This is a genomic window from Acidovorax cavernicola (assembly GCF_003581445.1).
The window spans coordinates 13086-27546 of record NZ_QXMN01000026.1 but is presented as its reverse complement, the minus strand read 5'-3'; the positions used below and the strand labels follow the sequence as shown (position 1 = coordinate 27546).

The 14461-nt window shown below is 68.3% G+C and carries 13 protein-coding genes; 4 read left to right on the top strand and 9 right to left on the bottom strand.

Translation table 11 applies throughout. The features are described from left to right. Nucleotides 1–26: 26 nt before the first annotated feature. Nucleotides 27–665, bottom strand: a complete 639-nt coding sequence (locus D3H34_RS19680; protein WP_119555931.1) for a class I SAM-dependent methyltransferase — start codon at nucleotides 663–665, stop codon at nucleotides 27–29. A gap of 159 nt (nucleotides 666–824) precedes the next feature. Between D3H34_RS19680 and D3H34_RS19675 the strand changes: the two genes are divergently transcribed. Continuing rightward, nucleotides 825–2096: a M20/M25/M40 family metallo-hydrolase gene (locus D3H34_RS19675; protein WP_119555930.1), complete on the top strand. Its 1272-nt coding sequence runs from the start codon at nucleotides 825–827 to the stop codon at nucleotides 2094–2096. A 37-nt stretch (nucleotides 2097–2133) separates the two neighbouring features. On the opposite strand, the gene D3H34_RS19670 is transcribed toward D3H34_RS19675, so the two are convergent. The 8 genes from D3H34_RS19670 to D3H34_RS19635 form a co-directional block, all read right to left on the bottom strand. Then, nucleotides 2134–4461 (bottom strand): DUF3300 domain-containing protein, encoded by a 2328-nt coding sequence (locus D3H34_RS19670; RefSeq protein ID WP_119555929.1) that lies wholly within the window; start codon nucleotides 4459–4461, stop codon nucleotides 2134–2136. 160 nt (nucleotides 4462–4621) lie between these two features. Further along, nucleotides 4622–5248: a DUF3299 domain-containing protein gene (locus tag D3H34_RS19665; protein WP_119555928.1), complete on the bottom strand. Its 627-nt coding sequence runs from the start codon at nucleotides 5246–5248 to the stop codon at nucleotides 4622–4624. A 2-nt stretch (nucleotides 5249–5250) separates the two neighbouring features. Next, nucleotides 5251–6513 (bottom strand): ABC transporter permease, encoded by a 1263-nt coding sequence (locus D3H34_RS19660; RefSeq protein WP_119555927.1) that lies wholly within the window; start codon nucleotides 6511–6513, stop codon nucleotides 5251–5253. A 55-nt stretch (nucleotides 6514–6568) separates the two neighbouring features. Next, nucleotides 6569–7315 carry an ABC transporter ATP-binding protein gene (locus D3H34_RS19655; RefSeq protein ID WP_119555926.1) on the bottom strand — a complete coding sequence of 249 codons (747 nt, stop codon included), beginning with the start codon at nucleotides 7313–7315 and terminating at the stop codon, nucleotides 6569–6571. A gap of 4 nt (nucleotides 7316–7319) precedes the next feature. Continuing rightward, nucleotides 7320–7919: a DUF2796 domain-containing protein gene (locus D3H34_RS19650; protein ID WP_286185954.1), complete on the bottom strand. Its 600-nt coding sequence runs from the start codon at nucleotides 7917–7919 to the stop codon at nucleotides 7320–7322. Then, entirely contained in the window at nucleotides 7916–8824 is a 909-nt protein-coding gene (locus tag D3H34_RS19645; protein ID WP_119555925.1) for a sulfurtransferase, read from the bottom strand. The genes D3H34_RS19650 and D3H34_RS19645 overlap by 4 nt, the downstream gene beginning before the upstream one ends. 58 nt (nucleotides 8825–8882) lie before the next feature. After that, entirely contained in the window at nucleotides 8883–9815 is a 933-nt protein-coding gene (locus D3H34_RS19640) for a DMT family transporter (RefSeq protein WP_286185953.1), read from the bottom strand. 59 nt (nucleotides 9816–9874) lie between these two features. Continuing rightward, nucleotides 9875–11017 carry an aromatic ring-hydroxylating oxygenase subunit alpha gene (locus D3H34_RS19635; RefSeq protein WP_119555924.1) on the bottom strand — a complete coding sequence of 381 codons (1143 nt, stop codon included), beginning with the start codon at nucleotides 11015–11017 and terminating at the stop codon, nucleotides 9875–9877. A gap of 280 nt (nucleotides 11018–11297) precedes the next feature. Here D3H34_RS19635 and xseB point away from each other — a divergent pair, with 280 nt between their 5' ends. The 3 genes from xseB to dxs are packed head-to-tail and all read left to right on the top strand — an operon-like array spanning nucleotide 11298 to nucleotide 14354. Beyond that, entirely contained in the window at nucleotides 11298–11564 is a 267-nt protein-coding gene (gene xseB / locus D3H34_RS19630; protein WP_062468817.1) for an exodeoxyribonuclease VII small subunit, read from the top strand. An 11-nt stretch (nucleotides 11565–11575) separates the two neighbouring features. Beyond that, nucleotides 11576–12487: a polyprenyl synthetase family protein gene (locus tag D3H34_RS19625; RefSeq protein WP_434057700.1), complete on the top strand. Its 912-nt coding sequence runs from the start codon at nucleotides 11576–11578 to the stop codon at nucleotides 12485–12487. A 22-nt stretch (nucleotides 12488–12509) separates the two neighbouring features. Further along, entirely contained in the window at nucleotides 12510–14354 is a 1845-nt protein-coding gene (gene dxs, locus D3H34_RS19620; protein WP_119555922.1) for a 1-deoxy-D-xylulose-5-phosphate synthase, read from the top strand. The last annotated feature ends 107 nt before the right edge of the window (nucleotides 14355–14461 follow it).

Genomic DNA, 14461 nt, shown 5'->3' with positions numbered 1-14461 from the left:
TGCGACGGCAAGCGCTGTCGTGCGCGTCAGGTCTTGCGCGCCGCGATCCAGGGGCGGTTCTCCCCGCCCTTGGTGGCGTGGTTTTCGGTGGCAAGCACCTCGAAGCCCGCAGCCTGAAGATGCTTGCCCAGCTCGTCCGCCCGGAAGACGCCGGCATGCGGCGCCAGCCCGATGGCGTGCATCGCGGGCAGCAAGGCCAGCCGCAGCAGCGGATTCATGTCGCCGAGGCAAGGCGTCTTCGAGATGAACAGGCCCTGCGTTTCGAGCAGGGCGTGGATGCAGCGCAGCGTGCCGGGCAGGTCGCGCACCAGGTGCAGGTAGTTGAACCCCAGGACGACGTTGAACCGGCTCGCTTCAGATGCAAGCATCTCTGCGGTCGCTGCGCGCAGCGCAAGGCCGGGGACAGGGCTTGCCGCGAGTCGTTCTTCGGCGATCGCGATCATTCCCTCGGAGATGTCGGTCGCCAGGTAAGTGTCGGTATGGCCCGCGAGCCGCAGTGCGGTCGTGCCCGTGCCGCAGCCGAGTTCGAGCACGCGCGCGTGCGGCGGCAGCAGCGCGCGGGTCCGCTCCAGCGTGCGTTCGTAGCCGGCCGGGTCGGCGACGGCGCTCTTCGCGTAGCGGCGGGACGTGCGGTCCCAGAATCTGGCGTCGTTCGCAAGGCTCATGGTCTTCGGTGGAGACATGCCGCTGCACGGGCCGGGCGGCTTGTTGGAAAGTGCGGCGCACTTTAAACCGCCGGCCCTGCGCTGTCGCCGATTTGCGCCGTTTCCCCCGCCAGATCGGTATGCTGGCGCCCGCCAATCACTCCAGGAAAAGAGACTTTCATGACCATGCGTACTTCGTCTTTCTTCTCCCTGCGCTCCGTTGCCCTGGCCTGCGGCCTGGCGCTCGGTGCTGCGGCCTCCGTGCAGGCGGCCCCCGACGCGAAGCTGCTGGCGGCGGCCGAGAAGGCGCAGCCCGCCGTCATCGACAACCTGAAGGAAATGGTGGCTATCGAGTCGGGCAGCCTGAACGTCGACGGCCTGATGAAGATGGCCGACGTGATCGAAGGGCGCCTGAAGGCGGCCGGCTTCAAGACCGAGCGCCGCAAGGCCACGGCGGGCGCGGGCGCCGACATCGTCATCGGCACGATCAAGGGCACCGGCAAGCGCAAGATCATGCTGCAGGGCCACATGGACACCGTGTACGCGCCGGGCATCCTGAACAGCCAGCCCTACAAGGTCGACGGCAACCGCATCTACGGCCCCGGCATCGCCGACGACAAGGGTGGCCTCGCGGTGATGATGGCGTCGCTGAAGATCCTGGCCGACGCAGGCTGGCGTGACTACGACACGCTCACGGTGCTCGTGAATCCCGACGAAGAAGTGGGCTCGGTGGGCTCGGGCGAGCTGATCGCGACCACGGCCGACCTGCACGACACGGTGTTGTCCTTCGAGCCGACGGCCGCGAAGGCGGTGGCCAAGGGCGAATCGCTGCTGCTCGGCGCGGCCGGCATCGCACAGGCCACGATGGAGGTGAAGGGCCGCGCCGCGCACGCCGGCGCCGCGCCCGAACTGGGCCGCAACGCGCTGTACGAGCTGTCGTACCAGATGCTGCAGACCAAGGACCTCGCCAAGGACATCCCCGGCGTGACGCTGAACTGGACCGTGGCGCGCGCCACTGGCCCGATCAACCAGATCACCGAGAAGGCACAGGCGCTGGGCGACATCCGCATCACGCAACCCGGTGCCGAGAAGAAGCTCAACGAAGCGCTGCAGGCCAAGATCGCCAGCGGCAAGCTGATTCCCGACACCGAGACCACGGTGAAGGTCGAGGTGGGCCGTCCGGCTTTCGTCGCAGGCGCCAAGGGCCGCGCACTGGCCGAGAAAGCGCAGGCGATCTACAAGGAAATCGACCGCGAACTGGCGCTCACGCCGATGACCGGCGGCGGCACCGACGCGGGCTTCGCGGGCCGCTCCGGCAAGGCCACGGTGGTCGAGAGCTTCGGCCTTGCGGGCTTCGGCTACCACGCACGCGACGAGTACATCGAGGTCGACTCGATCGTGCCGCGCCTGTACCTCGTGACGCGCCTGTTGACCGAGATCGGCAAGAACTGAGCTTGCGCGCGGTGCGCCCGCGGCGCTGGCCGCGGGTTCACTGCGACGAGGGATCGCCCGGGCGGCGGCGATGGGCGGCGTTTGCTGCCGCAGCAGCCTGAGCCTGGGCTTGCTGCTGTTGTTGCTGCTGCGCCTGCTGGCGTCGCATCTGTTCCTGTTGTTGCTGTTGCTGGCGCGCCTGGTTCTGCGCCGCCTGCTGTTGCTGCATCTGCTGGCGGTGCATCTGCTCCTGCTGTTGGCGCAGCTGGTTCTGGGCGGCTTGCTGCTGTTGCATCTGCATCTGGCGGGCCTGTTCCTGCTGAGCCTGGCGTTGCTGTTGCGCGGCCTGTGCCTGCGCCTGTTGTTGCTGCTGCAACTGCTGCTGACGACGCGCCTGCTCCTGCTGGGCTTGTTGGGCCTGTTGCTGCAACTGCTGCGCCTGCCTTTGTTGCTGCTGCGCCGCCTGGGCTTGCTGTTGTTCCCGTTGATGTCTTAGTTGCTCCTGCTGCGCCTGTTGCTGCTGCATCTGCTGGCGCCGGCCTTGCTCCTGCTGGTCCTGGCGTTGGCGCTGTGCCTGGTCCTGCTGCGCTTGCTGCTGGCGACGCGCCTGTTCTTGTTGAGCCTGCTGCTGTTGGCGCTGCTGGTTCTGCGCAGCTTGTTGCTGCTGCATCTGCTGACGGCGGGCCTGTTCCTGCTGGTCCTGGCGTTGCCGCAGGGCCTGGTCCTGCTGCGCTTGCTGCTGGCGACGCGCCTGCTCTTGCTGAGCCTGCTGCTGTTGGCGCTGCTGGTTCTGCACGGCTTGTTGCTGCTGCATCTGTTGACGGCGGGCCTGTTCCTGCTGGTCCTGGCGTTGCCGCAGGGCCTGGTCCTGTTGCGCCTGCTGCTGGCGACGCGCCTGTTCTTGCTGGGCTTGTTGCTGACGCTGCTGGTTCTGTGCGGCCTGTTGCTGCTGCATCTGCTGGCGGCGGGCTTGCTCCTGCTGGTCCTGGCGTTGGCGCAGGGCCTGTTCCTGTTGTGCCTGCTGTTGACGGCGCGCCTGCTCTTGTTGGGCCTGCTGCTGGCGCTGCTGGTTCTGCGCGGCTTGTTGCTGCTGCATCTGCTGGCGGCGGGCTTGCTCCTGCTGGTCCTGGCGTTGACGCAGCGCCTGTTCCTGCTGCGCCTGCTGCTGTCGTCGTGCCTGCTCCTGTTGGGCCTGCTGTTGTTCACGCAACTGGTTCTGGGCCATCTGCTGCTGTTGCTGCTGCATCAGCGCCTGTTGTTGCTGGGCGCGGACCTGTTGCTGTTGTTGCTGCTGCGCCTGCCATGCCGCCGCACCGGGCGGCGGGCCGTTGCGATCGCTCCCGTAGTTATTGTTGTTGTAGACGTTGCGCACGTTGTTGACGACGGTGGTCGAGCGCGAGACGTAGGTGCTGTTGTTGTAGACGACCGCAGGGCGGTAGGCCGGAGGTGGCGGTGCCGCGCGGTCGCGCCAGCGGGGCGTGCCCCAGTTCATGTTCCAGGCGTTCCAGCCCCAGCCGTGGCGCTCCAGCGCTGAACCGACGATCACGCCGCTGCCGAAGGCCAGTGCACCCACTGCCGCCATCTGGCCGCGGCTGTAGCCGGGTTCGACCACTACCGGTGGCGGTGCATAGGCGTAGCCGGGGTAGACGGGCATGGGCGTGTCGTACACCACCTGCGGGTCGTAGCGCGGCACGTACACCACGTCGGGCTGCACGGGTTCGATGGTGATCAGCTGCTCGGGCGGTTCGATCATCGTAGGGCCCGCGTACATCGGCTGCATGTCGGGCGCAGGTGCGTAGTTCGCCGGTGTCGCGGCGCGCGCGACGCGCAGCTTGTCGTTGTTCTTGAGCTTGCCCGCCTTCGAGGCGCGCTGGCGCATCACCTGGATCGCGTTCATCACGTCGGCCGGATCGTTGTAGTAGGCCTTGCCCAGCGATTCGGTCCACGCGATGTTGCCGGCCATCTGGTCGATCACGGGGCGGAACGCGGTCAGCGATTTCACGCTCGGGTCCCACGGCTGCTGGTTGGCCGCGTCGGCGAGCGGGCCGGCCTTGAGCGTGCGGTTCTGGTCGAGCCAGTCGTGGGCCGCAGTGATCTGCTGCGGGTAGGTGGCGCCTGCCAGGATCTGCGCCACCAGCTTGTCGGGGTAGAGCGCGATGGGCGCGACCATCTGGTAGAGCTGCTCGGCCGAGGGTGGCGTGTAGGCCACCGGTGTCGGCGCGGCAGGGGCCTGCGGCACCGCGGGCGCAGGGATCGACAGCGCGGGGTCGGCTGCCGCCGCGGATGGGGTGGTGTTCTTGTTGTCGCAGCCTGCGATGGCGAGGGCGCCGATGCACAGCGAGATCGTCAGGAGCCGCGGGACCGTGGAGCGATGGGGTGTTGTCATCTGTTGTTCCATGAAGGCGCCGGCGTCATGCCCGGAACTCCTTCAACGGCACTCGGTGACCGGCGATGACAAAGCCTGCGTCACCGATGCAACGGTCTGTGTCGGTCGTGCGCCGCCGCCCCTGTCAGCGCAGAACCACAGACACAGACGCGCAAGCGCGCTACTTGGCGCCGCCCGAGTACTTGGTGACGCTGCTGGCCTTCACGTGGTAGCCGCTCACACCCATCATCGAGTCGTTGCGCAGCGTCTGCAGCTTGCCGGTGACCCACACGGTGTCCATGGCGCGGAACTTGGCGCCCTTTTGCGGGATGACGTGCAGGATCTGGTTGGCCGGCGGCGGCGGCGTGTGGATGCAGGCGCCGAAGTAGGGCACGAGCAGGAACTCGGTGACCTCGCCCTTGGCCTCTTCGAGCGGCACGATGAAGCCGGGGATCTTCACTTCCACGCCGTTGAGCGCGGGGTTGGTGGGCGCGTTGTTCGAAACCTCCTGCATCTTCATCAGCAGCTCGTTGGCGCGCGGGTCGCCGTCGTCGAGCGAGGCCAGGTCGATGCCCTTGAAAGCCTTGGCCGGGTCCCAGTCCTTGGGCACCAGTTCTTCCCAGCTGATCTGGCGCGGCTGGCCCGACGCGGCCTGCGACGCCGCTGGGGCGGTCTTGCCGCCCAGCGGGTTGGTCGCGGTGGTGTCCTTCGGTGCCGGGTCGGCGGCCCAGGCTGCTGCTGCCAGGCCGGCGCCGGCCAGCAGCATCGACAAGGCGGTGAGCACGCGGGGTGTGGAGGTCTTCGTCATGGTCAGATTCTCGGAGAAAGGCCGTCGGCCAGCGACAGGCGGTAGGCGCGGATGCCGGGCAGCAGGCTCGCGAGCCAGCCCGCGACCAAGAGGCTCGCCGTCAGCAGCCATTCATTCAGTGTAGGTTCGGACAGGCTCAATGTCAGTCCGAACTGCGCCTGCAGCCATGGCGAGAGCAGGGCGATGCCCAGCACGGCCATGGTCACGCCGAGCAGCACGCCCAGCACGGTGACCAGCGCGCCTTCGAGTGCGAGCAATGCGAGCACATGGCGCAGGCCCGCGCCCACGGCGCGCAGCACAGCCAGTTCGCGGCGGCGTTCGTTCAGGCCCGCCATCACCACCGACACCAGCCCCGCGAGGCTCACGAGCGCGACCAGGGCCGACATCAGCAGCAGCGCGTTCTCGCCGATGCCGATCACGCTCCACAGTTCGTCGAGCGCCACGCCGGGCAGGATGGCCATGAGCGGTTCGCCGGTGTAGGTGGAAATCCAGCGCTGCACGCCGAACACGGCGGCGCGGTTCTTCAGGCCCACGAGCGCGGCCGTCACGTTCTTGGGCGTGAGGTCGAACTTGCGCACCTGCTCGGCCGGGATCTTCACGCCCGGCATCGGCGCGCCGCCGACCCATTCGAGGTGGATGGCTTCCATGGCCGCCAGGCCGATGTGCACCGTGCGGTCGACCGGTGTGCCGGTGCGCGCGAGCACGCCCACCACGGTGAAGGGCTTGTCGGCATGCTCGGCCACGTTGAGTTCGCCGCTGCCGTGCGCGAGTGTGATCTTCTGGCCCACGTGGTAGCCCAGCTTGTCGGCCACCTCGGCGCCCACCACGGCGTCGAACAGCGCGTCGAAGGGCTTGCCTTCGCGCAGCTTGAGCGTCTGGCGGTCACCGTAGCGGAAGTGCGTGAAGTACTCGGGCGTGGTCGCCAGCACCGAGAAGCCGCGGTGCGAGTCGCCCAGCGACAGCGGCACCACCCAGTCGACGCCGGGGTGTGCCGAGAGGGCCTGCACGCTCTTCCACGAGATGTTGTTGGTGGCCGCGCCGATGCGGAACACCGAGTACAGCAGCAGCTGCGTGGAGCCGGTGCGCGCACCGACGATGAGGTCGGTGCCCGAGACCGACGACGCGAAGTTCTCGCGCAGCTCGGTGCGGATGCGCTCGACGCCGAGCAGCAGGAAGGTCGACAGCGCGATCGAGAACACGGTGAGCGCGAGCGTGAAGCGGCGGTTCCAGGCGCTGCGCCAGGCGATGGAAAAAAGTGCCTTCATCGGTCAACCTCCGCGCTGCGCGCTGCGGTATTCGCCTTGGGAGCGGCCCGGCGGCTCATGCATCCACCGCCATCGCGTTGCCCGCTGCACGGTTGATCTCCGGCAGCAGCACGTGCCGAGCGAAACGTTGCGCGATGCGCTGGTCGTGGCTCACGAACACGAGCGCGCTGTGGTTCACGGCGCAGGCCGTGAGCAGCACGTCGAGAAAAGCTTCGCGCCGGTCTTCGTCGAGCGCGGAGGTGGGCTCGTCGGCAATGACGACCTCGGGCTGGCCGATGAGCGCGCGTGCCGCGGCCACGCGCTGCTGCTGGCCGACCGACAGCTGCAGTGCCTGGCGCTTCCACAGCGCGCGGTCCAGGCCCATCTGGTCGAGCAGGTGCTCGGCTTCGTCGCGGGAGCTTCCGTTGCGCGCGGCCTGTGCCTCGCGCCGCGCGGAGAAGCGGCAGGGCAGCAGCACGTTGTCGAGCACGCTCAGGTAAGGCAGCAGGTTGAACTGCTGGAAGATATAGCCCACGTGGGCCACGCGGCTGCGGTCGCGCTGCGTGCCCGAGAGCTTCGACCAGTCATGGCCCAGCAGCGTGACACGGCCTTCGTCGGCCACCAGCACGCCGGCCAGCAGCGACAGCAGGGTGCTCTTGCCGCAGCCGCTCGGGCCGTGCAGGAACACGGCTTCGCCCGCCGTGATCCGCAGGGCCTCGATGTCGATGCACGGGGTTTTCACGCCGGGCCAGGTGAAGCGCAGGGCTTCGGCGGCGAGCACGACGCGCAAGGGCGTGGTCTCGGCCTGCGGGCTGGTGCTCACGTGGTCACTTGCCCAGCATCAGGCGCGAAGGCTGCGCCGCCTGTGCGCCGGTGGGCCGCTTCAGCTGGCGCTTGAACTGGCCTTGCGCACTGGCGATCTGCACGTCGATCTGGCGTGCGCCCTTGAAGGCCGAGAACAGGTTCACGTCGATGAACTTCGCGGCAGCGGCCTGCGTGCAGTTGAACGAAAAGGAGGCGTCGAGGTCGGCGTGTCCGCTCGATTCGGCCGGGTCGGGATTGCCCAGGCCGAGTGCGCCGGAGCGCAGGTCGACGGGGCCGAGCTTGCAGTTGGCGGCGGGGTCGATGGCGAAGAGCTTGTCGGCCGCGCGCAACTGGGCGATGGCGGCCTCGACGGTCTTCTTCTCGGCGTCGGTCTTGGGCGCGCGCTCGAAGCCGACGATGTTGTCCAGCGGCGATTCCATGGCGATCACGACGGTGGGGCCGTCGATGGCCACGTCGAGCTTGAGCTGGCCGTGCACGTGGGCGTGCTGTTGCTGGGCCTGGACGGGAAGGAGGGTGGCCGCGAAGAGCGCGGCGGCGGTGAGTGCGAAGCCGGATGACATGCGTCGAAAGCGGGTGGGCAGGGTATGCAGGGTGTGCATCATGGTTCAGCGCCTTGCCGGGTCGGCAGCCCCGGCGTGTTGCTCCATTCGCTCCAGCTGCCGGCATAGAGCGCGGTCGTCCCGAACCCCGCGATCTGCATCGCGAGCAGGTTGGGCACGGCGCTCACGCCGCTGCCGCACTGGTGGACGACGGTCGCCGCATCGCGCCCTGCGAGCAGTGCTTCGAACTCGGCGCGCAACTGCGCGGCGGGCTTGAATTTGCCGTCGGGGCCGATGTTGTCGGCGAAGGGCCGGTTCAGGGCCCCGGGGATGTGACCTGCGATCGGGTCCAGAGGTTCCACCTCGCCGCGGTAACGTGCGCCGGCGCGTGCGTCGATCAGGTTCTGGTCAGGCTGGCCGAGCCGGCGCACCACGGTGTCGGTGGTGACGAGCTTGGCGATCGGGGTGCCTGCCACGAAGTTCGACTGGAAGCGCGCGGGCTCCGCGCGGTCGGTCACTTCGCCGCCCGCGGCCTGCCAGGCCTGCAGGCCGCCGTCGAGCACGGCCACAGCGTCGTGGCCCATCCACTTGAGCATCCACCACAGGCGCCCGCAGTAGTTGGCGCTGTTGCGGTCGTACACCACGGCCTGCATCTCGTTGGAAAAGCCCACCGACGACAGCCAGGTCGCGAACTTCTCGCGGCTGGGCAGCGGATGGCGACCGCCCGATGCGGGCACGCCGTCGTCCTGCGCCACCACCACCTCGCCATGCGCGCCGGGCAGGCCGTGCTTCGCGCTGAGGTCGGTGTCCAGGTTGGCGTACTGCGCGCCCGGGATGTGCGCGGCGGCATACAGCTGCGCGCCGGCCTCGGGCTTCATGAGGTCGAAGCTGCAGTCGAACACCATGAGGGGCGAGTCGCCTTCCCGCAGCTGCCTCAGCTGTTCGACGGAGATGAGGGTGGTGTACATGGCGAAGGCTCCTTCGAAAAAATGGTCGGCTGCGGGGGCTCCCGCGACCGGGCTGTGTTCAGTGTTCCTCGGCGGGCGCCTTCGGCACGGCCCGCTGCCGCAGCACGGTGGCCGCGATGCCGCTGGCGATGATCAGCGCCATTCCGCACCAGCCGGCCGCGTCGATGCGGTCGTTGAACAGCACCACGCTGTAGAAGGCCGCGAACACGATGCCCGAATATTGCAGGTTGGCGACCACCAGTGTGCCCGCCTGGGTCTTGGCGGTGGCGTAGGCGCGGGTCATGCACAGCTGTCCGAGGGCGGCCAGCAAGCCGATCGGCAGCAGCCACAGCGCATGCTGCCATGTCCACGAACTGCCGCCCGAAAACCCGGTCGCGGCCGTGGCGAAGGCGCCGGCCACGGCGGAGCCCACCGCGAAGTAGAAGACCGTGCGCAGCTCGGGCTCGCCGATGCGCGACAGCGCCACCACCTGCATGTAGGCGAAGGCGGCCGTGACGCCCGACAGCAGGCCCAGCATGCCCGCGAAGCCGTCGCCGCCGCCCACCGTGGGCTTGAGCATGAGCACCACGCCGGCAAAGCCCGCGAGCACGGTCAGCACCAGCGGGCCCTGCAGCGGCGGGCGCTCGATGCGGCCGTCGCGCCCGGGCACCGGCACCCAGGCCAGCAGCGCGCCACCGACCAGGAAGGCCGCGACCCACACGCTGCTCATGTAGTTGAGCGTGACCGCGGTGGCCAGCGGCATGTGGGCGATGGCGTAGAACCACGCGCCCAGCGACACCACGCCGATGGTGCTGCGCCAGGCATGCATGCCGGGGTATCTGGTGGCGAGCGAAGTGCCGCGATTGCGCGCCAGCAGCCACAGGAACACGATGCCGATGAGGCCGCGCCCCAGCACCATCTCGCCGCTGTTGAACCATTCGGAGGCGACCTTCACGACCACGCTCATCGTGGCGAACAGAAAGGCCCCGAGCACCATCCACAGCGCTTGCATCGATTGAAATCCAGATCAGAAAAAAGAAAGCCCCGGCGGGTGCGGGGCGGGGGAGGCGGTCAGGCGGGTTGTTGCATCGCGTTGCGGTACCACTCGTGGAACTGCTGCATGCCATCTTCCATCGGGCTCTGGTAGGGGCCGGTCTCGTTGTCGCCGCGCAGCATGAGCGCGCGGCGGCCGGCGTCCATGCGCTCGGCGATCTCGTCGTCTTCCACGCAGGTTTCCATGTAGGCGGCCTGCTGGGCCTCGACGAACTCGCGCTCGAAGGCGACGATTTCCTCGGGGTAGAAGAACTCGACCATGTTGAGCGTCTTCGTCGGGCTGATCGGGTGCAGCGTCGACACGGTGAGCACGTGCGGGTACCACTCGATCATCACGTGCGGGTAGTAGGTGAGCCAGATCGCGCCGTACTTCGGCGGCTTGCCGTCGCGGTACTTGAGCAGCTGCTCCTGCCACTTCTGGTAGACCGGGCTGCCCGCGCGGCCCAGGCGATTGGCCACGCCCACCGTCTGCACCGAGAACTCGGGCTTGAACTCCCAGCGCAGGTCGTCGCAGGTGACGAAGCTGCCCAGGCCGGGATGGAACGGGCCGACGTGGTAGTCCTCGAGGTAGACCTCGATGAAGGTCTTCCAGTTGTAGTTGCACTCGTGCAGCTCGACGCGGTCGAGCGCGTAGCCCGAGAAGTCGAGATCGGCCTGCGGGCCCAGGCCCGCCATGTCGGCCGCGACGTCACGGCCGCTGCCGTCGGGGTTCTTCTCGAACAGAAGACCGTTCCATTCGGTGAGCGGATAGTTGTGCAGGTTGAGGCACGGGTCCTGGTCGAAATGCGGGGCGCCGATCAGCGTGCCGGTGGTGCGCGCATCGCTTGCGGCGTAGGTCCAGCGGTGCAGCGGGCAGACGATGTTGCCGCCGGTCTGGGCGTCGAGCTGGCCCCGGCCCTGCAGGATCAGGGCCTGGCGGTGGCGGCAGACGTTCGAGATGAGCTCCACGCCCTTGGGCGTGTGGACCAGCGCGCGGCCCTGGTGCTCCTGTGGCAGGGTGTGGAAGTCACCCGGCTCGGGCACGGCCAGCCGGTGCCCGACGTAGCGGGGCCCTCGCGCGAAAAGGTTCTGCATTTCGCGGGCGTACAGGGCCTCGTCGAAATACGCGGTAACTGGAAGTTGGCTCGCGGCCTGCTGCAGTTGAAGACTTAAATCAGACATGGAGGACCTGACCAAGCTCCCCACAGGGAGAAAAGGAAAAACGGAAGGCGCCGTCTGCAAGGGTGACGGCCCGAAGAAATGTGCCGGTGCGACCGGCGGGGGAAGCGGGGATTGTACCCGGGGGGCATTTTTGCGCCCGTCGGCCTTTTCCCTTCTTTTCCCCCTGCATCGCGGGGCGCTGTACGGGGTGTTGCAAATGCCCGTGCGGGCTCCCGCAGGGCGGTCGGAAGCAGGCCGCGCCCCCGCCCTAAAATGCTTCGTTTCATCCACGATCCGCTGCATGCCCAAGGTGCCTTCTCCTTCCACGACCAGCCCGGCGGCCACGCCCGACACCGGGCCGCTGCCCGCCAGCTACGAAGCCGGGCTTCAGGAACTGGAACAACTGGTTGCAGAACTCGAATCGGGCCAGCTGCCGCTGGACCAGTTGCTGGGCAGCTACCAGCGCGGTGCCGCACTGCTCGGCTTCTGCCGCGACAAGCTGCAGGCGGTCGAAGACCAGATCAAGGTGCTCGACGCGGGCAGCCTCAAGCCCTGGACGGCCGAATGAGCGCCGTCCCCATGACTTCCACCGCCACCCCCTGGGACGCGAAGACGCTGGCCGGCTGGTCCGAGCCTCATCTGGCTGCCGTCGAAGCAGCGCTGTCGCGCTGGGTCGGCATCGATGCGCCGGTGCTGCTGGGCGACGCCATGCGCTATGCCGTGCTCGACGGCGGCAAGCGGCTGCGGCCGCTGCTGGTGCTCGCGGCCAGCGAGGCGGTCGGCGGCAACGCCCATGCCGCGCTGCGTGCGGCCTGCGCCACCGAACTCATCCACGCCTATTCGCTGGTGCACGACGACCTGCCGTGCATGGACAACGACGTGCTGCGCCGCGGCAAGCCCACGGTGCACGTGAAGTTCGGCGAAGCCGACGCGCTGCTCGCGGGCGACGCGCTGCAGGCGCTGGCCTTCGAGCTGCTCACGCCCGAGGGCGATGAGGTGCCCGCCGCGATGCAGGCTCTGCTGTGCCGCCTGCTGGCGCGCGCGGCCGGCAGCCAGGGTATGGCCGGCGGCCAGGCCATCGACCTTGCCAGCGTCGGCATCGCGCTGAACGAAACCCAGCTGCGCGAAATGCACCGCCTGAAGACCGGCGCGCTGCTGCAGGGCAGCGTCGAGATGGGCGCTGCCTGCGGCACCGTGTCGCCGGCCGCACTGTCGGCATTGCGCGATTACGGCGCCGCCATCGGCCTCGCGTTCCAGGTGGTCGACGACATCCTCGATGTCACGGCCGACTCGCAAACGCTGGGCAAGACCGCCGGCAAGGACGCCGCGGCCGACAAGCCCACCTACGTGTCGCTGCTCGGCCTCGACGGCGCGCGCGCGCAGGCCAGCCAACTCCTGGCCGACGCCATTGCCGCGCTGAACAAGAGCGGCCTGACGAACACTGCAGCGCTGCGCGCCCTGGCCCACATGGTGGTCGACCGCGACCGCTGAGAAGAAAAAAGAACCCACCTCCATGGCTCCGCTGCTTCCCACTCTCCACGACCCCTCGCCGATCCGCCAGTTCGACCGGGCCCAGCTCAAGCAGCTGTCCGACGAGGTGCGCGCCTGCGTGCTCGACAACGTCTCGCGCACCGGCGGCCACCTGAGCTCCAACCTCGGCACGGTCGAACTCACGGTGGCGCTGCACCATGTGTTCAACACGCCGCACGACCGCCTCGTGTGGGATGTGGGCCATCAGACCTACCCGCACAAGATCCTCACGGGTCGGCGCGAGCGCATGCCCACGCTGCGCCAGATCGGCGGCATCTCGGGCTTTCCGCAGCGCACCGAGAGCGAGTACGACACCTTCGGCACCGCCCACTCGTCGACCAGCATCTCGGCCGCGCTCGGCATGGCCATGGCCGCCAAGCAGAAGGGCGAGAAGCGCCACGCCGTGGCGATCATCGGCGACGGTGCGCTCACGGCCGGCATGGCCTTTGAGGCGCTCAACAATGCGGGCGTGTGCGACTGCAAGCTGCTGGTCATCCTGAACGACAACGACATGTCGATCAGCCCGCCGGTCGGCGCGCTCAACCGCTACCTCGCGCAACTCATGAGCGGCAATTTCTACGCTGCCGCCAAGAGCGTCGGCAAGAGCGTGCTGCGCAACGCGCCGCCGCTGTTCGAGCTGGCCAAGCGCCTGGAGCAGCATGCCAAGGGCATGGTCGTGCCGGCCACGCTGTTCGAGCAGTTCGGCTTCAACTACGTCGGCCCCATCGACGGCCACGACATCGACTCGCTGGTGCCCACGCTCGAGAACCTCAAGCACCTGGACGGCCCGCAGTTCCTGCACGTGGTCACGAAGAAGGGGCAGGGCTACAAGCTCGCCGAGGCTGATCCGGTGGCCTACCACGGCCCCGGCAAGTTCGATCCGCAGGTGGGCCTGGTCAAGTCCGCCACGGCCGCCAAGCAGACCTTCACGCAGGTCTTCGGCCAGTGGCTGTGCGACACGGCCGCGCACGACGGCCGCCTCGTGGGCATCACGCCCGCGATGCGCGAAGGCTCGGGGCTCGTGGAGTTCGAGCAGCGTTTTCCTGATCGCTACTACGACGTCGGCATTGCCGAGCAGCATGCGGTCACCTTCGCCGCCGGCCTGGCCTGCGAGGGCCTGAAGCCCGTGGTGGCGATCTACTCGACCTTCCTGCAGCGCGCCTACGACCAGCTGATCCACGACGTGGCGATCCAGAACCTGCCCGTGGTGTTCGCGCTCGACCGCGCGGGCCTCGTCGGCGCCGACGGCGCCACGCACGCAGGGGCCTACGACATCCCGTTCCTGCGCTGCATTCCCAACATGAGCATCGCCTGCCCGGCCGACGAGCGCGAGTGCCGCCAGCTGCTGACGAGCGCCTACGAACAGAGCCATCCGGTGGCCGTGCGCTACCCGCGCGGCGCGGGCGCCGGCACCACGCCGAACCTCACGCTCGACGCGCTGCCTTTCGGCAAGGGCGAGGTCCGCCGCGAAGGCCGACGCATCGTCATCCTCGCCTTCGGCACGCTGCTGTACCCCGCGCTCACGGCGGCTGAATCGCTCGATGCCACCGTGGTCAACATGCGCTGGGCCAAGCCGCTGGACGTCGAGTTGTTGCTGCAGGTGGCGGCCACGCACGATGCGCTCGTCACTGTCGAAGAGGGCGCCATCATGGGCGGCGCGGGCAGTGCGGTGCTCGAGGCGCTGGAGGCCGCGGGCGTGCACAAGCCGGTGCTGCAACTGGGCCTGCCCGACCGCTTCATCGAGCATGGCGATCCGGCCAAGCTGCTCGCATCGATCGGGCTCGATGCCGACGGCATTGCCGCCGCGATCAAGAAACGCTTCGTTTGACAAGAGGTCGCAGGGTAAACCCCCGCCGACCACCTGTAAGCGCGTTTTTACAATCAAAAGGACTCACAAAAGTCCCTGACGCGGTCACAAGCCGCGTTTTGTTTTTT